The sequence below is a fragment of the Geobacillus sp. FSL W8-0026 genome, from assembly GCF_037966255.1.
GTDB classification, from domain to species: domain Bacteria; phylum Bacillota; class Bacilli; order Bacillales; family Anoxybacillaceae; genus Geobacillus; species Geobacillus icigianus.
In genome coordinates this window covers 185,156-203,068 of sequence record NZ_CP150194.1, presented here as the reverse complement: position 1 = coordinate 203,068, position 17,913 = coordinate 185,156, and the positions used below count along the sequence as shown (strand labels likewise).

The window sequence follows — 17,913 nt, the reverse complement described above, 5'->3', positions numbered from 1 at the left end:
AAGCGACATTAACATTCATAAATAATATAGGAAACGTGCGAGTTTGCATCCATCTTTCCTGCTAAAAATCAGAGATGAGATCGCAAAAAAGGATTTTCATCTAACCCCTATGATAAGGGAATATAAAGAGCTCAGTCTTTCATAGCTATTGTCTCTTCCCTTGGATGATTGACTCACAAATTGTCAAGAAAGTGTGATATTATTTGCTAAGCTTCGGTACCGCTTCTTTCAAGAAATGGATTTTGCTCCACGCTGTTCCACCTTGTGCAAGTGGGTCGACAACGTTTATGAATACGTCCTTATTTTTCACTGCTTTCATACTTTTCCAAATTGGATTCTTTTGTAGCTGCTTCAATGCATCTTCCTTATTCTTGTTTTCGTCTGCGGAGAATTGAATAAAGATATAATCAGGGTTCATAGCACTGAATTTCTCAAGCGACATCACTTCCTGAGATTTTGCCTTTTTAATCTCATTCGGCACCGTTAATCCTAAATCTCGATACAACGTGGGGTTGAAAAAGATATCTTGATTATAAATCATGATGTTCCCATTTCTAATCCTGATGGCGACTACTTTTTTCCCTTTCAGTTTTGCACCTAACTTTTTCTTAGCCATCACCAATTGATTTTTATAGCTTTTGATAATGCTCTCTGCCTGTTGTTTCTTTCCTGTCAATGTAGCGAGCAAGCGCAAATTGGCTTCCCAATCTGTTGAAATATGAGAAACAGGAATAGTTGGAGCAATTTTTTGCAATTTGTTAATTACATCTGGTGGAAATTTTTTCGATGCCAAAATGACATCTGGTTTTAGCTTAACAATGGTTTCCATGTTAGGCTGAGCTTTTTCACCAATTGGTACTGTAGAACCAGTGATTTTTTTGAACATGCTTGGGAATTTACCGCCAACTGTGATACCTCCAGTTGGCTTCACTCCTAGCACAAGAGCGTCTTCCATCGTCTCCATGCTTCCCGTAATCACAATTCTTTTTGCTGGTAAGGGAACCTTATAGGTCTTCTCAAGATATTTAATTTTAGCCGTCTTGCTAGCCGCCTCCGTTGATGATGACCTTACTCCGCTGATGGCTAAGAGTGCAACAAGTAGAATCATAAAGCCACCGTAGAGCCACTTCCTTCTTACCATGAGTCCTTCCCCCTTAATTAATAATGATTATCATTAGTAATTATATACAGGGCTCTTTTCACTCATCCATAGACAGAATCCGGAATTTATTTTGGACAGACTCCATAAAAACATCTTCTCTTTCTGTAGATGAGCAAATTTGCTAACATAAATTGACAACCAAACAAAAAAGGAGACATGAACCCGATTCCTTGAGTAAAATAGATGTGCTCAAACCCATTCACACAAGGAGGTTCGTGTCTTAGGAATCGATAAGCACATCATCAACGAATCCACCAGTTTTTCATGACGTTGGGATTGGCGCTTGATTTCTCGAAACCGGTCATCAAGCATCTGGTTCATCTTGTCGACGCCCTGTACCAAGGGATGTTCGGGAACGTTGACCGATGTCCATCACTGGAGTTTTCATCCCAACCATCGAACCATGCTCAGCCATTTTTTCACGAAAAGCCCTTGGAACGAGGAAAACCGGCTTGAGAAGCTGCAAGAATGGCTCCTTCGCCAGATCGAACGCCTAGCCAAACAGGAGAATCAACCCCTTTTTGTTTCGATGGATGATCCCATTTGCCAAAAAACGAGGCCTTCGTCACGGGCTGCCCGCGCCATTCAAGGGTGTGATTGGCATTTCTCTCACAACGATCATCCATCCGTCTGGGGGCATTCGCTCGTTTGGCGGATGGTGCATACCCGTCTCTATATAAGGTGGCCGGAAGAAGCAAAATCGACCTAGCGATCGAGAGATTTTCCTCGCTCAAAGAAAAGTGGACTCGGCCGATGCGCGTGGTATCCGTCCCAAGCGCTCATCGAAACCTGTCTGAAACTAGGATTCCATGTTATCGCCATGCTCAAGACGAACCGGATGCTTGACCCGAACGGCATCGCCGTCCAAGCGAAGGAGTTCGCCCGCTATATGGAACCCAACCACACCCGCCCCTCGTCACGGTGGGGAACGAGCACTATCGTGTCTACCGCTACGAAGGCGCGCTCAACGGTCTTGATGATGCAGTGGTGCTGTTGGCTTGGAAGGCGGATCAACCGATGACGCCCGAACATTCTTCATTGCATCTTGAGCACCGATCGGGAGCTGAGTGACGAAGACATCTTGCGTTACGATGCCGAGCGCTGGACGATCGAATGCTTTTTCCGGCAGGCAAAAGACCAGATGAAGTCAGGTGGTACCGTGTTCGCCACGTTCGGGCAGTGAAACGGTATGGGGCAGCGGTGCTGTTCGCCTGCGTATCCAGCATCGCGGAATCTCAACAAGACCTCTCTTCCGGACTGGAGTTTCTTCGCTCTCGAAAAGGACACAGCATCGTCGAGATCATCGATGACGCCGCAAAGCAAGAGATTCCTATTGATGTGATCAAAAAACAGCTCCATGTCGCCTAAGGGGTACCTGTTTGTCTCTTAGGTAATGGAAATTACTGTAATGAAAAATACTCATCTACAGTTATATATTAAATCCACCCGTGGTGCTAGATGAACTTGATCAAGCAGAAAAATAGCCCTTGCCTAGCAGATCTTCTGTAGAATGAAAGTGCAACCTACCCATTCGAAAAGGAGAATCCCCATGCAAGGGTACTTTCATTTTCCTGCAGATCGGGCCAAGATTCAAAAGCAAGATGCCGCCATTTTCTTTTTTGTCTCCGCCCAACTGTCATTGATTCAGACGCATCTTCAACGCCGCAACCGCCATTTAAGCAAGAAGATAGCGTGATCATAGCGATTCACATTTGGGGGAAGCTGCTTGGTTTTTCTTCCGAACGGGCATGGTATCGCTTTGTCACCGGAAATTCGTTCCCAAACGGGCAGTTTCTTGAACGTTCCCGATCCAACCGTCGTTGTCGGGCACTGCGTTTTGCCTTCAAATGGATCCGTCATGAGCTGGCAAAACGCGGCCACCATCATGGCTATGCCGTCGTCGACAGCTTGCTGCTTCCATTGTGCCATGCCGCAAGAAGGCATCGTGTCAAACGGGCTCAAGGAATCGCCGACATCGGGTATGGCGCTTCAAAAAAGCAATGGTACGACGGCTGGAAGCTGCACCGTCAAGTGACCGATCAAGTTTCTTGTCGATCTGCACGAGGCAAGACGAAAGGACTTGATGGAGATTCGCCTCATACAGGCGATCCCAATGACGCGCGATGGCATCATCGTTGAACCAAGACGGCTCCAGTCCCAGCCGAATTCGCTTCGGCCAATCGATGTCATGCGCCCATTGTTCCCCATGAACGAGCGCTTGCCGGCCGCTCAAGATATCCAAGGTGATTAGACCGACAACGTCACCGGCTCGAGGTTGGCATTGTGGATCCACGGGAACGAGATGATCCATCAACTGAGGAAGGTTAAGATCTTTGAACAGAGTGCTTATTCTATTCAAATAAGAACCACCACAAATGGCACGGATTTGAATGCCCAAGGTGTAGAAACTCCATTGCTTTCCTTGGGTGTGAAGGATTCATTCGACAATGGACACAAAAATCCCCCCAATTTTGTCGGAAGGGTGTGAAATGTGAGGGAAATTTAATTTTGTGCAATCAAAAAAGAGTAACCAGTTTCGCATTTTGTAAGCAACCGGCTACTCTTCATCATCTAGATAATCTCCACTCGATACACATGAATGATTTGATAACCAATTTGCCAATTCTTTCTCACGTACTTCCTTTTTAGCAACCTTGATACACATTTCAAATAGTTCATCATCCGAAACAATCAACTCATACCCATTTTTCATCAAAAAAGAATATGCTGCCATCACCGCCGTCCGTTTATTTCCATCTAAAAAGTAATGTCCGGTTGCTATGGCAATCATGTAAACAGCAGCCTTTTCAAATAAGGAAGGGTACATTTCTTTTCCAAACAAGTTCACAAATGGCTGCTGACATACATATTCAATCATACCAGGGTCTTTCTCTCCGGGTATTCCGCCGTAGTAATGCAACATCTCATCGTGGATGTAGCGCAACTCTTCAGGATGAAGTTTTTCTACCATCAGTTTTTAGATAGTTTTTCGAGCACTTTATCGTAGCGCTTAATTCCTCTTTTTAAAATGGCACTAATTTTATGTGTATCAACGTTCTTTGTCTTATCATCCAATTCTTTTTGCAACATAACCATTTCTTCTTCCTCCCTCCACTCGCACATGCTATCACCACCCTGAAATAATATACGGTAATAGCATGTCCATGATTACTTTTAATTATAAGTTCAACCACCACGCTTTTCAATCAGCATCTCAGAAATCACAATACTTCGTAAACATCCACTTGGCCATCCCGTGCATCTTTCCATTTGACCATCCAAGATTTTTTTCATAGAACTTTTGACGCTAGCTTGGGATGGCAAAACAGCCATGTGGCCTCCGATATGCCGGCCACATGGAGCCAATGCTGTTTTCTTTGTACGGAGAGGCTCATTTCATCGGCGTGCAAAATCGGGAAAGCCAACAGCTTCTCTTGAATGAGTTCCCGCAGCACCTCGAGCCGGGCGGCCGATTCTTGAACGATATTGTATATAAGTTGAAATTTTGTTTTACATCCCGCTAATTACTCTCATATCAACTTGTACTTAGATGAAACCCGAAACGAAAAGCCGGAAATTCTTTATTGCAACTTATATAGATGCTTCCCTCACTGATGGGGGGCGTCCAACCATTCCTCGAACAACTGAACAAGCCGGGCAGAAAAAAGAAGAAGCTACACCGTATGGAGGTAGGCGACTAGCGCACGGATGCGCTGCCGTATTGGACATGGTGCGTGACGTCCGGTGAAAACTCCACCTGTTCGAGCCGTCCGCAGCAGGGGCATGATTTCACTTCCGCCTCGTGTTGAGCGACCTCGACTTTGATGACAGGGATATCAAACACTTGGTGTTTCACTGTCCGACGGGCAGGGATGGCTTCGAGCGAAGCCCCGTAGCCACGGCAAAAAGGGCAGACATCATTGGTTTGTATTGTGGTCTTTGGCTAGCTGAGCCCGAGGGCCCAACTAGCTCTGCAGGTATGACGGATCTCACCGTTTTACCAATTCCACCGCTGTTCCAAACCCTTGATCGGCTAAAATGGAGGAAATGCCATCACGTTCTGCTTTCGTTTTGTAGGAGATGCGGATGACCGCTTGGTTTGTATCATCTTCGCATGGCGTCGCGACCTCCACGTTAACGCCTTCGCCCACCTTTTCCAAGCGGGCGACAAGATCCCGGTGGTTGGCCAGCGCTTCTTCAACAGCTGACTTGCTCGGCAATTTTCCGCAAGAAGGGCGCGCAAACTCTTGTTTGCCCGGGAACGGGATGAACGAAAGGCCGACGCCAGCTCCGGCGATCAAGAATCCCCCGGCGAAAACGGCCACCAACAAGGCCGCCCACCACCATGTTCTTCTTTGTTTTGGCAATTTTATTCTCCCCTTCCCTTTGGAGCATCCGAAAAACGCGCTAGCGAGTGCTGGACATCAGCAGCGCGCATCATCTTGTCATCATGGGTGGCCACGATGACAGTCCTTCCTTGCCGCGCCAGCGATGCAAGCAGTTCAATGACATGTTTGCCGTTGGCGTCATCAAGGGAAGCAGTCGGTTCATCGGCCAAAATGACTTGCGCATCCTTATAGAGTGCGCGCGCAATCGCTAGGCGCCGCTTTTCGCCGCCGCTTAAGCGGGCGGCCAATTCTTGTTCCCTTCCGCCCAATCCTGTTTCCATGAGCACCGCTTTCAACCGCTTCTCATCGCCCACCACCTTGGAACGGAACAGGCTAGATGTCATCGTGACATTGAAAGCGACTGACTCTTCCTCCATAATCCCGTAATCTTGCAGGATAAACGCCGCATAGTTTTTCCAGAAAAGGCGGCGCTGCCGCGCTCCCCAAGTGGTTGTGTCAGCGCCGTTGGCCAGCACCCGCCCGCCGGTCGGCCGCAAAAGTAGTCCAAGCAAATGAAGAAGCGTCGTTTTACCGGCGCCGCTTGGGCCGACAAGCGCAGTCATCGCCCCCGGCACGCAGACTAAACTTTCTCGTTCCATAATCGTCCGCCCATTTAGTACCATTGTTACTTGATCCGCTTCGATCTGCACGCACTACATTCCTCCTTGCTTTTTTCTACAGCTGACGCAGGCTGACTTTCGCAAACACCCAGCTTGCCGCCCCTATATGTACAAGCGGCAACGCCAACAGCGCCATCGCCCCCGCTAGGGCGACCGCCATCCAGCCATCCGAGCCTTGAAGCGCCATAATCAAGACCGTCAATGCACCTCCCATAAGCCATTCCTTCGCTATTCGCCCTCTTAGGATCATCCACCAAGATGCTCCACCGAGACGGAGCGGAAAATCGCGCTTCGCTTTCAACACCGCAGCAATGAAGGCGCTGATGATGGCGGCAATAGCCAAGGCCACAATGAGCGCAGAAAGCGATCCGGCTCGCAGCCACGCAAAATAAGCGAAAAGTTGCGCGCGCAAAATTCCTTCTTCGGCCATGTAATTGACGCGGATGTTGTTCTGCAAGCCACGCTCGGACACGAGCTTTTGCGCCGCCTCTAACCCGGTGAAGCTAAGTTCAGACGATGAGGCGACAGAAATCAGGAAGTTGTCATTAAACATCGCGTGCACATTCGGTACAAGAAGGAGAATCACTTCATTGGGCTTCGCGAAATCAAGCTGCCCACCGAACCGGACAAAAGGAAGTGTTTGCGATCCAGCTAAGCGATATATCTTCACTTGGTTCCATATGTTCACCGCTTGTTGCGGATTTCGTACATACAATGAAAATGATGCTTCCAGCACCTTTTTGGCATCTGGTGGGATTTGCTCCGGCGAAAGCGGAACGAAAGACAGCCGTTTTTTCTCTCTCCCTAGCACAAGATCAAGCCACCGCTGATTGACCATGATGATGTAACGATAGGGAGCGATCCGGAATCCATCAACGGAGAAGTACTCTTCCGTCCACGCGAGAGATAGCGCCACCTGATCCGCCGCCTCCGCTTCCCGCACCATGTCGCCGACAAAAGGCTGAAGCTTCTGGAACATTTTCTCGCTTTCCGCTCCCCCCGCTTTTCCCGGACGGGACGGGAACACGAAGACGGCCTGATCGGCCAACGATTTCCACGTGGCCTGTTCCTGTGCCGTTTTTCTTGCTTCCGTATATGCGGCGAAGGCCGGCGCGACTGTGGCGAGAACGAGGGCGAACGTGGCCATTTTCAGAACCGCCGAACTTTTCGCCAAACTTTTGACGGCCGGCTCCCGCATCGCCAACATCGCAGGGCTTGGCCATGAGGCGGCCGAGAGAGCCAAGGTGCAGGTCATAGTCAGGAAGATGACGATCCATTCGGCCAAAAGCAACACCTTGGCATAATAAGGCACAAAGCCCCAACCATAAGCGAAACCCACGTAAGCGAAGGCCAACACATCCAACAGCGCGGCAGCGGAAACCATCGCCATGAGAAAACGGATGAAGTCCTCGCATTGAATGCGCCACGCCGCCACACCGGCCAACACGCGCAGCGCTCGCCCCCTTGCCTTGACCGCCAGCCAATACAAGGCCAGTGACACCATCAGTGCGGAAACGGCGAGCAGCGTCACGCCGAAATCGCTCTGCAGAGTGAGAAACTGAAAAATGGTGATGAGCGTTTCTTCGTTCCATTGCTGATCAACCCGGCGTGACGTCAGCCAATCTTTAAACTCGGCAATGCGATCCGTTTTTCCAGTCACCAAATAGTCGCCATTGGCGAACGAATGAACTAGCGCCCCGTTGTCGCGAATTTCAGCGTCAGGTTGATTGCCGAAACGCTGGATTTGCTTCGGAAAAGAGCCGTGCGCTCCCACTTTAACAAAAACTTGGCCTGACTGATCCCCTCGCAAATCCGGGGCCACCTTCATCAGACCCAGCCCTAATCGGTCGCTGATGGATCCAAGCTGTCGAAAGGCCTCCTCATCGGACAGGCCGGATTGGCTGAAATCCAATGTCACCTTGGCTTTCACTCCCAACTGTTCCGGAAAAAAGCGGTCGTGTATATCAGAAATGATGACCGCCACTAGGGCTAAAAGGGCAAACTGCACGGCTGAAACAGCGACAACAATTCTCTTATGCACGGACCTCATTCCTTCCTTGATCAATCATCCGCAACGAAAAGTGATACCCCGTCCCATCGGGAAGGGGTGGAAAGGTTTAAACAGATTGGCTATTTGCAACCGGCCGGTTTCACCTTCATTATAACAAAATCATTTACAAAAAAATAGGTATTTTCCGCAAATTTGATTGCGGAAAATACCTATTTTTTCAAAACGAGTTTACCTGAATCCGTGACAGCAGCTCATCAAAAGAACCGTAAAACATAATCATATCAAGGGGTTAGCCCAGTTTCGGATGTTCACTTATTGAGTGAAAAGCAAAAAGTGTGATATTTGTTGATTTATCAAGCTTTCTCGGCAGTTTGAACGCGTTTTTAACTTGATGGAGATTCGCCTCATACAGTCGATCCCAATGACGCGCGATGGCATCGTCGTTGAACCAAGACGGCTTCAGCCCTAGCCGAATTCGCTTCGGCCAATCGATGTCATGCGCCCATTGTTCCAAATGAACGAGCGCTTGCCGGCCGCTCAAGATATCCAAGGTGATTAGGCCGACAACGTCACCGGCTCGAGGTTGGCATTGTGGATCCACGGGAACGAGATGATCCATCAACTGAGGAAGGTTAAGATCTTTGAACAGAGTGCTTATTCTATTCAAATTAAGAACTTTCATAAATGGCCCGAATTCCAACGTCCATGACGGGCAAACTCCTTTGCGTTCCTTGTGTTTCAAGGTTTGATTCGACAGGAAGATAAAAAAATCCTCCCGATTTTCGTCGGAAGGGTGGGAAATGTGAGATCGATCTTATCGGTGTGCTTTTAAATAATATTGCACGAGTTGTTCCTCTTTTTCCCCTACAATGACAGTCGGAACAGGACAAGGCTTTTTGTTTTCATCAATCGCCACCATCGTAAGAAAACAAGTGGTTGTTAAATGATGTTCGCCAGTAAATAAATCTTCGGTTTCAACTTTTACAAATACTTTCATAGACGTACGACCGGTGGAATACACGAATGCTTCCAGCTTTAAGATGTCGCCAATTTTGGCAGAAGAAATAAAGTCAATCTTGTCAATGGAAGCGGTGACCACTGCTCTTCGGGCATGACGCATAGCGCAAATTGCCGCAATTTCGTCAATGTACGCCAGCACCGTTCCACCAAAAATGGTACCAAGATGATTCGTATCGGACGGGAGCACCAATCTAGTCTGAATCGTTTTCGACTGTTCAGCGCTTGCTATCATCCTGATCCCCTCCTTGAAGAGAGACGAAAAGACGGTTACGCATCTCCTTTGCCGCGGCAACCATCGCTTGCAAGCTGGCGATCGCTTCTTTCTCCGTACGGGTTTTTAATCCGCAATCAGGATTCACCCAAAATTGGTCAGGCCGCAGGACACGCAACGCTCTCTCAAGCTGAATGAGAATCTCATCTCTGCTCGGGATGCGAGGGCTATGAATGTCATACACCCCCAGTCCGATTTGCTTGCGATACGTATGGATTTCAAATAAAGATAACAGCTCTCCTCCGCTCCGCGCGGCTTCAATCGAAATGACATCGGGATCTAGATCATCAATGATGTCGATCATTTCCGAAAAATCTGAGTAGCACATGTGTGTATGAATTTGCGTTTCTAAACGAACAGCCGATGTCGCTAAACGAAAGGCATATACCGCTTCCTGCCAATAAGCCGGCTGTTTTTGTCTTTTGAGCGGCAACCCTTCTCTTAGTGCAGGTTCATCAACTTGAATGATGCGGATTCCCGCCTGTTCAAGCGCCAACACTTCTTGACGGACTGCCAAAGCGAGTTGATTCAGCACCGCGGAGCGAGGCAGATCCCGACGAACAAATGACCAATTGTACAAAGTGACAGGACCCGTCAACATCCCTTTCACCGGTTTTTCTGTTAGCGATTGAGCGTAAACACTCTCTTCAACAGTTATAGGACAAAGATGGACAACATCCCCAAATATGATTGGGGGACGGACGCAACGCGATCCGTATGACTGCACCCATCCGTTTGTCGTGCAGGCGATACCTCCTAATTTTTCACCAAAAAACTCTACCATATCTGTTCGTTCAAATTCACCATGAACAAGAACGTCAAGTTCGAGTTTTTCTTGAATTTCTATCCACTTTGCGATTTGTTTACGGATAAAGGTTTGATATTGCTTTTCGTCCCATTCTTGTTTTTTCCGCTTCAGCCGCGCTTGCCGCACTTCGCGGGTCTGTGGAAAACTCCCGATCGTCGTAGTAGGCAAAAGCGGCAATTTTAGATGTTGTTGCTGTGCTTGCCTTCGCTTTGCATAGGGAGGACGTTCCGTTTGCTCAATGGGGTGCATCGTTTTTTTTATAGACTGGCCTCGAAGTAGGCGAAGAGCTTCCCCGGTTTGTTCATCATAGTGACACAAATCGGATAAAGAACGTTTCCCTTGGGCGTATTCAGCAAGCAGGCGCACTTCATCAAGCTTTTCATCCGCAAATGCCAATGAATCGACCAATCCTTTTGGTAAACGGTGTTCATGTTTGACTGTAATCGGTACATAAAGCAGGCTAGACGACGGTTGAATAATCAAGTGTTCCGTATGCTTCGATAGCTCTTCCAGTAGCGCTGCTTTTTGGACGAGTGTACTCTTCCAAACATTGCGACCGTCGATCATACCCGCAGCTAGCCATTTCCCTTTTGGAAACCCATATTTCTTCATGTTGTACAAATTTTCACCGTCATCATGAACGAAATCAAGACCGAACCCAGCGACAGGAAGAGAGACGATCTCTGGATAATTAGAAAGGCTTTCGAAATACGTTTGTAAAATCAGCTGGACACCAGGTACTTTTTGATGGAATGAATGATAAACGTATTCAACAGCGGCCACTATGTCTTCATCAATCTCTTGCACAAGAATAGGCTCATCAACTTGTACCCAGCGCACTCCTGCTCTATACAACTCATCAAGCAATTCGATATATACGGGGACGAGGAGCTGTAGGTGCTTATGCCAATGTACTCCTGTGCTTAACTTGGCCAAAATTAAAAACGTGACAGGTCCAAGCAAAACAGGTTTTGTTTCAATTGAAAGATTATCTTTGATAAATTGGTAATCACGTAAAAGAAAATTTTCCATAAGCCTTGGTTGTAGGCCATCAAGCTCTGGAACAATGTAGTGATAGTTGGTATTAAACCATTTTGTCATGGCCATAGCCGGCTGGCTGCTTGTTCCCCTCGCCATGGCAAAATAAGTATCCCATCGGCGCTCACTTTCTTGGCCAAATCGTTTTGGAATATACCCAAACATAAAAGCGGTATCCAGCACATGATCGTATAATGAAAAGTCCCCGATTGGTATCAGTTCGATTCCTTTTGCCATTTGTTTTTTAATGGATGATAGTTGAATGGTCTTCATCGTTTCCATTAGATTGGCTTCTTCCAATTGCCCATTCCAAAATGACTCCAATGCTTTTTTCCATTCTCGTTGTTCACCGATTCGAGGATAACCTAAATTAGAACTATGAATTGCCAATCGTAGCACCTCCATGTCATTTTCCTCAATACAAGTAAAATGCCCACCTTCTAGACAGACAGAAGGAGGGCATAACTAGCTTGTATTGAGGTACTTGAAGTGCCTCTTGTTCATTTTCCCCCACTCCTCCCTATGACGCGTAGGTCGAAAGTGTATACAACAGGCAGGTCTCCTGACTTAGCTTCATCGCGGTGGATCCCCTTCCCATTCCAAACAAGGAACAGTGGGTTATTGATCCTCGCTCTGCATCACAGTGGCGCGACCGTGTTGGATTTTCACCAAACTTCCCTTTTAAAGTTCACGCAGATTGGTGAACTACCTGTTGCTTGGTCTTATCAGATATGCTGTTTTTAGCGACATCCTCCCACCACCTGCACTGACGCTTAGAGGTGGGGCTTCTCAAGTCATCCTGATTAATAATATTATCATGGTTTTTAAAATTCAGTATACTACAATTACTCAGATTTAGCAAGGGAAATGCACCATCTATTTTAGCCCGAGTTGAACTTTAGTAGCATCCTCTTACTTTTTGGTGAAGAGCCCAAAAATTTACAGCGGGTACAAAATCGGAACATGGGGAATTGTCTAGGAGGCTGGTGATTTACTCACGCAACCGCTTCTCGCAATCGTTTCTCAAATAGAAAAACCGGTTGCATCAGCTTCTATGTTCACGCGTTCCATCATCGATCAAGGCAAACAGCGTTTTTTCACCAGCCTTCTAGGAAGCTAAGGTGCGTGGCGAATACCTCTCTTCATTTACATCAAACCATATGTAAAAATGAGACATGAACCGGACTCCTTGGTTGAAATAGCTGTGCTCAAAACTCATTCACCCAAGTAGGTTCATGTCTCCCCAAAAGTTCTTCGCTACAACAGCTTGGCCATTATGTTTCTTTCTAGCCGGAAACAAAATCTGCGAAGCTTTTTGTATGGTAAAGGCGGCCAAATGGTCAACCGTAGCCTATTTACAAAAAAGGCCTGTTAGACTCACCCAACAGGCCTTTTCGTTTTCAGCTTTTTGGTTCGGCATCTGACCTTTTGTTACAACATTGTCAAGAGACAATAATTCATGTCCATCCCACAACTTTCCCCTCACCGCCTCTCTTCCCTACAGCCGCAAGGGTTTTCGGGTTTTGAGGAACCAGTTGGAACAAAATACCACGAAAATAATAAGTGTCCGTTCAATTGGAATGATTTAGGGAATTAGGGGGAAGGGATGAGGGAAACGAAACGTTGGGAAATGTCCAAGGAAATATCTGGAGGGGATAGGGAGCAGGGGTAAGGAGAGAGGAAAAATGGATGGGTATATTGGGATAAAACCTGATCCCTCAACCCTTTCCGCCCTATACCCTGTCCCCCTATCAACAGAAAAGCCCAGCATGGATCCAGGCAAAACCCTAACCACGCTCGGCTTCTTGGACATTTTTTATTGTCCCTGGACAGTTTTTATTTTCTCAGGACGGGATTTATTAGCTGTCTACATATTAGGGTGCGAGTTAAAGAGTGACAGTTTGTAATTTTTAATGGTTCCTTTTCACATTCAAAGCCTCTAATTTTTTAATCATTGCGTCGTTGAGAGGCGGGCATGAAATACATAATAAATCTTTTGCTCTACTTAAAGCCACATATAAAATTCGCGTATCCTCTTGCTCAGAATTAATGTCAGGACTGACGAGCAAATTCACATCTTTAACTTCAGGGAGATATAAAAGAACAGATTCAAATTCTGCTCCTTTTGCTTTATGAATTGTCCTTATCTCGGTTGTTTTCTCTTCGGACAATATAAGGTTATCCACCAAGTTCCTGATAGTTATCGATTCGGAAAATTGCTTTATTTTTCCCCTAGAAATTTTCTTTATTGCAATTCCTTTCTCTATAAAAAAATCAGAAAGGGAGTTATAGAATTCGAATAAAGATTGATCAAGTGAAGTTTTCAAATCGTTTGCCAAGAATTCAAGTAAATCTACGGCCAGACTCCTTTTCATAATGGGACTTATAATTTGATTTTCTTGAAATGGATCCTTTAATTCTCCATGCCGATCAGTTTTTATTGATCTTTCTAGTTCCTTAATTGCTACTTCATACCGAGTATCTAATGTAAGCTTATATGCAGTCAAAATGGACTTGATAAAACGTTCTCTATTTGAAGAATCTGCCTCACTGAAGCTTGTCCATACTTCGCTATTTTCTGTGTTACGTAGTAATTTAACGGTGTCGTTATTTCGGGTGAGTATACAATAATCTTTTTCAAGCCCTAAACTGATCCTCAAATTGTTGAAGTTTGCTATAGCTTGATATGGACCATCTGTACATTCAATAAAATATATATCATGATTCCTATTTTCTCTCGTCGGCTTTTGCGTTAGTTGGTCTCCTTTTCTAATATGATTTAGAAAATCAACAATCTTACTGCCACATCTCCTATTGTTCTCAATCATGTAAATAATCTGATTAGGGAGAGTGAAATCAATAAAATCTTGACGGGATGCCCCTTGAAATTCATAAATCGACTGAGCTGGATCTCCTACGACGCCAATCACTGAGCCTGAATTCCCAAGCCATTTAATTATTTCTGTTTGAATTGGATTGGTATCTTGAAATTCATCTAAGAAAATATAGGGGTATTTTGCACTTAAATGCTCCAATATAATTGAAAACTCTTTCAAAATTCTATAAGAGAAATACAAGACATCCTCATGATGAATGACCCCTTCATCCCAAAATAATTGCTTATATAAAGGAAGGTCCTCTATTCTAATATAATATTTCCCGATCCGATAGTTTTTTCTTGGTTTTAGATATAGTTGCCCGTCTACGAGCTTCCAATCCAATTGTTCTAAATATTCTTTTAGCTTTTTATTATCCTGAAGATAATGAGCTCTTGTTTTTACCTTCCATTGATATATTTTCCCGTTTGTTGCTATATTTTCATAATGGCCATCTAACTCCTCAACATTAACCAATCTCTTTCCATGATTATCATTTAATAAATACACATACGGCTTTACAACGTTCGCATACAGAAAACTGTGAATCGTCGATACCTCAACCCTTTCCTGATTCATTCCCAAACGACTTTGGACTTCTTCTGCACCAACAGTTGTGTATGTTATACAAGCAATTTTTGAAGTATATGTAAGATTCTCCGCATTTTGAAGAACATTTTTGATATGCTCTACAAGCCAATGCGTTTTTCCTGCCCCAGGCCCAGCTATCACTTTAAAATGACGACTAAGATCTGATAATGGTATTCGTTGATCAGAAGAAATCAGTCTAATATTGTCCATCCTGCCCTACCCCTTGATTATCCTTGTAACACACCCACTCAAGGGCCTTTCGAATATGGTCAGGTACTATCAATCTTTCATCTTTGTTCTCTTGTATTCTGCTAGCCAATTCAAAAGCAAGTTCACCTTTTCTCCCTTTTGCGTACAAAAGGAAGCTCGAAGCATGCTTAGCCCTCTCTTTATCCTCATTTTCCCAATTACTTGCCTTAAGTTCGTCAACTTCAACAATTTCTACTTCATCAGTAAAAAGTAGCTTACTGTTATAATTGTCCCAAGCCAAATCGTATTCAAATGTTTTTCCATGTTCCTTTTTGTAGAATATCTCTACATTCAAACAGTTATTTTTTTGTTCTAATAATTTCTTTACAGCCCCTGATATTTCACGATACTCGTAGTTTTCAGGATCTTGATTTATCTCAAACGGCCAACACTCTTTCCATCTTTTCTTTCCAGAACTACTATCGTTTCTCTTCTCTAATTTAGCTGGATCAGAATCAATAATACAGGCTACTCTTTTTTGTAAAGCATATTTTTGTCTTTCCGAAGTAACTCCAGCTCCATATAATTTAATGAAGTGCTTAAAAGTTAATGAATCAACACGGACAAGGGAGACATGATGCTTATCCAAATCGCAACCAATCAATTCCGCCAGTACAGGAAGAAGTAACAATTCAGCCATTCCCTCAACCAAAATTACGGACTTTGCAAATAACATAGCCGATTTTGTAGCATCAAGATATCGCTCCACATACTTTTTTGATTCCTGATCCTCGTTGCTTTCTAAAAATACTTTATCAGGATACTTAGCAAAGATTTTTCCGCTTTCATCTTTTTCCAGACAAATAATTGGTTTTAAACCAACTGCAGAGGTTATATGCGTTGAATGGGTAGTTATAAAAATTTGTCTGCTAAAGGTTTGATTTTTCACTTCTTCTTTGAGAAATTTTAGAAAATTATATTGAAGAGCTGGATGTAAGTGTGCTTCAGGTTCCTCAATAAGAAGTATCGGAAAAGTTTTGGCGTTTTCCCCGTATTCTTCGGAAGTAATCATTTTAAATTTTGATAAGATCAGAGATATGTATATAAGGTTGTTATAACCCATGCCATTGTTTATGATAGGTATCTCTATTCCAGTCCGATCCTTGATTATTAATCGAAGAACGGATAGCACATCATTTTCATCTAAATTCCCATCCAAAGCAGGTGTACCTCCAACAGACGCACCTGTGTCTTCTGCAAACTTTAGCACTTCCTTTTGGTTTACTCTTTCAATTAGATTCTTCACTAACAAGTCTGCATACTGGTCAAATATTTGAGCCTTAGTCAGTCCATTGTCCGCAGGTTCTGCCGCTACCACCTTATCTTTAAAATGCATTAATAATTGCTTTAAAAGCGTGTTTCTTCCAGTAAACATATTGCTTTCCACATCTCGAAGTGCATCTAACGATTCACAATGTATTTTGTCTAAATACTCTGATTCTGCACGAATTTTATTTATAATATTTCCACCGTATATCTTTGAGACATATCTCTTCAAGTTTTTTTCTAGCAATGCCCAACGTTCTTTAGTGGAAGAGGTTTTTGCATAATCATCATGGTACGGTTTATGGTCTTGCTCAGGTAGAAAAAATTTATACGTGAGCTGGGCTTCCCATGGGGTATCCAATTTTGTAAGCCAACTTGCAACAATCGCTTTATCATCTGTTGTGTCTGTTTTTGAAGAGCGTAATGTCACAGTAATTGTTATCTCTGGCGGAACAGCCAAATCCACATTTTTATTGAAATCATCAATTGTAGGAGATTTTACACCCGTACGCCTAAAAATATATTCTAATGCCTTAATAATTGTCGTTTTTCCAGCATTATTACTTCCTATCAAAACATTTAAACCCTCATTAAATTCGATGAAAAAATCATCAAAACATCTAAAGTTCTGAATCCGCATGCTTGATATGTACATTTTATGATTTCCTCCCCGAACTTCTCCCTTTATTATTTGGTTGCCGTCCTAGTCCCCATTCATTTATGTTTCCACACTTCACTTACCATCGATAAAATTATGTATAATCTCAGTAAACCAAAGCCAATCGTGCAAGTCTCTAAACGACTTTATTGGTCTAAAACGTTGATAAATCGGGTAAGTAGCAAAAAATTTATCATAGAGACTGTCCAAGTTCATGTTATTCCCCCATTATAAAGCTTTTTTACATATGTAGTTTTACATATCTAAAAAGCATTGTCAATTGTTAATGGATTTGTCTAACAAAAGGCTCAATAATGATGCCTTGCTTCCCCACTTAATATCCCTGTTGTAAAATGTGTTTATATACCCCCTGGTGCTAAATATCCCGGAAAACCGAAATGGTTAGGTCGTTTAATTAATAAAACTTTATCTTCGTTTTGAATCATACACATCGTATAAATTCTATGTTCTACACTTTTCCAATCAACTGACATGATGTAGATTCTCCTTTCTAATTTATTTAAAATCTGAACGTTTTTAATAATCATATACTGTTTTCTTATTGAAACAACTCACCCGTTAGTCGCCTATGCCCCATTCATGTCACCACATTTTAAAAAAATTATGTTCTCCAGTGTGATTTGAAGAAGATCGATATCTCACAATAATTATACCATAATATTACAAATATTTTTAAAATATCCTGCTTTTTTAGTGATTCTATCTGATCGAAAATAAAAAAGTGCTGGCATAAACCTATGCCAACACCTTTTCCCAGTTACCATTATTATTTTCTAGTTACCAACTTTATTTTTCAGTATGCGACTTTATTTTCCGCAGATACCAATAACAGTTATATTTGCAAAGCAAATAAACACTGTAATAGAAAAAACAAAAGCCTGCTGGATTCACCAACAGGCTTTCAGTTCCCGACTTTTTTGTTCGGTACCTAACT

General features: G+C 43.9%; 13 protein-coding genes, 3 pseudogenes and 1 riboswitch. Of the genes and pseudogenes, 2 read left to right on the top strand and 14 right to left on the bottom strand.

Translation table 11 applies throughout. The features are described from left to right. Positions 1 to 199: 199 nt before the first annotated feature. Positions 200 to 1,141: an ABC transporter substrate-binding protein gene (locus tag NST29_RS01080; RefSeq protein ID WP_033017990.1), complete on the bottom strand. Its 942-nt coding sequence runs from the start codon at positions 1,139 to 1,141 to the stop codon at positions 200 to 202. A gap of 285 nt (positions 1,142 to 1,426) precedes the next feature. Between NST29_RS01080 and NST29_RS01075 the strand changes: the two are divergent. Further along, a pseudogene (locus NST29_RS01075) lies at positions 1,427 to 2,530 on the top strand (transposase). Positions 2,531 to 2,711: 181 nt separating this feature from the next. Further along, a pseudogene (locus NST29_RS01070) lies at positions 2,712 to 3,205 on the top strand (IS982 family transposase); the annotation flags it as partial. On the opposite strand, the gene NST29_RS01065 reads toward NST29_RS01070, so the two are convergent. The 13 genes and pseudogenes from NST29_RS01065 to NST29_RS01005 form a co-directional block, all read right to left on the bottom strand. After that, positions 3,111 to 3,473, bottom strand: coding sequence for a DUF4277 domain-containing protein (locus tag NST29_RS01065; RefSeq protein WP_235207575.1), 363 nt, complete (start codon positions 3,471 to 3,473; stop codon positions 3,111 to 3,113). The pseudogene NST29_RS01070 and the gene NST29_RS01065 sit on opposite strands and share 95 nt — an antisense overlap. Positions 3,474 to 3,719: 246 nt before the next feature. Next, positions 3,720 to 4,133: a type II toxin-antitoxin system death-on-curing family toxin gene (locus tag NST29_RS01060; RefSeq protein WP_051985036.1), complete on the bottom strand. Its 414-nt coding sequence runs from the start codon at positions 4,131 to 4,133 to the stop codon at positions 3,720 to 3,722. Further along, positions 4,133 to 4,258, bottom strand: a complete 126-nt coding sequence (locus NST29_RS01055) for a hypothetical protein (protein WP_255358711.1) — start codon at positions 4,256 to 4,258, stop codon at positions 4,133 to 4,135. The genes NST29_RS01060 and NST29_RS01055 overlap by 1 nt, the downstream gene beginning before the upstream one ends. Positions 4,259 to 4,859: 601 nt before the next feature. Then, complete coding sequence (locus tag NST29_RS01050; protein WP_324699526.1) at positions 4,860 to 5,006, bottom strand: hypothetical protein; 147 nt, start codon at positions 5,004 to 5,006, stop codon at positions 4,860 to 4,862. Positions 5,007 to 5,151: 145 nt separating this feature from the next. Continuing rightward, on the bottom strand, positions 5,152 to 5,529 hold the full coding sequence (locus tag NST29_RS01045) for a hypothetical protein (protein WP_033018001.1): 378 nt from the start codon (positions 5,527 to 5,529) through the stop codon (positions 5,152 to 5,154). 2 nt (positions 5,530 to 5,531) lie between these two features. Then, a complete protein-coding gene (locus tag NST29_RS01040; RefSeq protein WP_033018003.1) occupies positions 5,532 to 6,200 on the bottom strand; it encodes an ATP-binding cassette domain-containing protein in 669 nt (222 codons plus the stop codon). Between the two features lie 25 nt (positions 6,201 to 6,225). Beyond that, positions 6,226 to 8,220, bottom strand: a complete 1,995-nt coding sequence (locus NST29_RS01035; RefSeq protein WP_235207573.1) for a hypothetical protein — start codon at positions 8,218 to 8,220, stop codon at positions 6,226 to 6,228. A gap of 250 nt (positions 8,221 to 8,470) precedes the next feature. Further along, positions 8,471 to 8,800 carry a DUF4277 domain-containing protein gene (locus NST29_RS01030; RefSeq protein ID WP_339232976.1) on the bottom strand — a complete coding sequence of 110 codons (330 nt, stop codon included), beginning with the start codon at positions 8,798 to 8,800 and terminating at the stop codon, positions 8,471 to 8,473. 195 nt (positions 8,801 to 8,995) lie between these two features. Next, positions 8,996 to 9,433: an acyl-CoA thioesterase gene (locus tag NST29_RS01025; RefSeq protein ID WP_033018006.1), complete on the bottom strand. Its 438-nt coding sequence runs from the start codon at positions 9,431 to 9,433 to the stop codon at positions 8,996 to 8,998. Continuing rightward, complete coding sequence (metE, locus tag NST29_RS01020) at positions 9,417 to 11,723, bottom strand: 5-methyltetrahydropteroyltriglutamate--homocysteine S-methyltransferase (RefSeq protein ID WP_033018008.1); 2,307 nt, start codon at positions 11,721 to 11,723, stop codon at positions 9,417 to 9,419. Before metE ends, NST29_RS01025 begins: the two co-directional genes overlap by 17 nt. Before the next feature lie 129 nt (positions 11,724 to 11,852). Next, positions 11,853 to 12,046: riboswitch (cobalamin riboswitch) on the bottom strand. A 1,182-nt stretch (positions 12,047 to 13,228) separates the two neighbouring features. Next, positions 13,229 to 14,995, bottom strand: coding sequence for an ATP-dependent helicase (locus NST29_RS01015; RefSeq protein ID WP_324699528.1), 1,767 nt, complete (start codon positions 14,993 to 14,995; stop codon positions 13,229 to 13,231). Then, entirely contained in the window at positions 14,982 to 16,955 is a 1,974-nt protein-coding gene (locus NST29_RS01010) for an AAA family ATPase (protein ID WP_033022780.1), read from the bottom strand. Before NST29_RS01010 ends, NST29_RS01015 begins: the two co-directional genes overlap by 14 nt. 368 nt (positions 16,956 to 17,323) lie before the next feature. Further along, positions 17,324 to 17,452 (bottom strand): annotated as a pseudogene (locus NST29_RS01005) (DNA mismatch repair protein MutT); the annotation flags it as partial. Between the last annotated feature and the right edge of the window lie 461 nt (positions 17,453 to 17,913).

What these genes read in the sequence shown, in the direction of transcription:
- NST29_RS01060 (WP_051985036.1), bottom strand. Translation starts at nt 4,133, where the DNA reads ATGGTAGAAAAACTTCATCCTGAAGAGTTGCGCTACATCCACGATGAG.
- NST29_RS01010 (WP_033022780.1), bottom strand. Translation starts at nt 16,955, where the DNA reads ATGTACATATCAAGCATGCGGATTCAGAACTTTAGATGTTTTGATGAT.
- NST29_RS01055 (WP_255358711.1), bottom strand. Translation starts at nt 4,258, where the DNA reads ATGGTTATGTTGCAAAAAGAATTGGATGATAAGACAAAGAACGTTGAT.
- NST29_RS01080 (WP_033017990.1), bottom strand. Translation starts at nt 1,141, where the DNA reads ATGGTAAGAAGGAAGTGGCTCTACGGTGGCTTTATGATTCTACTTGTT.
- metE (WP_033018008.1), bottom strand. Translation starts at nt 11,723, where the DNA reads ATGGAGGTGCTACGATTGGCAATTCATAGTTCTAATTTAGGTTATCCT.
- NST29_RS01015 (WP_324699528.1), bottom strand. Translation starts at nt 14,995, where the DNA reads ATGGACAATATTAGACTGATTTCTTCTGATCAACGAATACCATTATCA.
- NST29_RS01025 (WP_033018006.1), bottom strand. Translation starts at nt 9,433, where the DNA reads ATGATAGCAAGCGCTGAACAGTCGAAAACGATTCAGACTAGATTGGTG.
- NST29_RS01065 (WP_235207575.1), bottom strand. Translation starts at nt 3,473, where the DNA reads ATGGATCATCTCGTTCCCGTGGATCCACAATGCCAACCTCGAGCCGGT.
- NST29_RS01030 (WP_339232976.1), bottom strand. Translation starts at nt 8,800, where the DNA reads ATGGATCATCTCGTTCCCGTGGATCCACAATGCCAACCTCGAGCCGGT.
- NST29_RS01035 (WP_235207573.1), bottom strand. Translation starts at nt 8,220, where the DNA reads ATGAGGTCCGTGCATAAGAGAATTGTTGTCGCTGTTTCAGCCGTGCAG.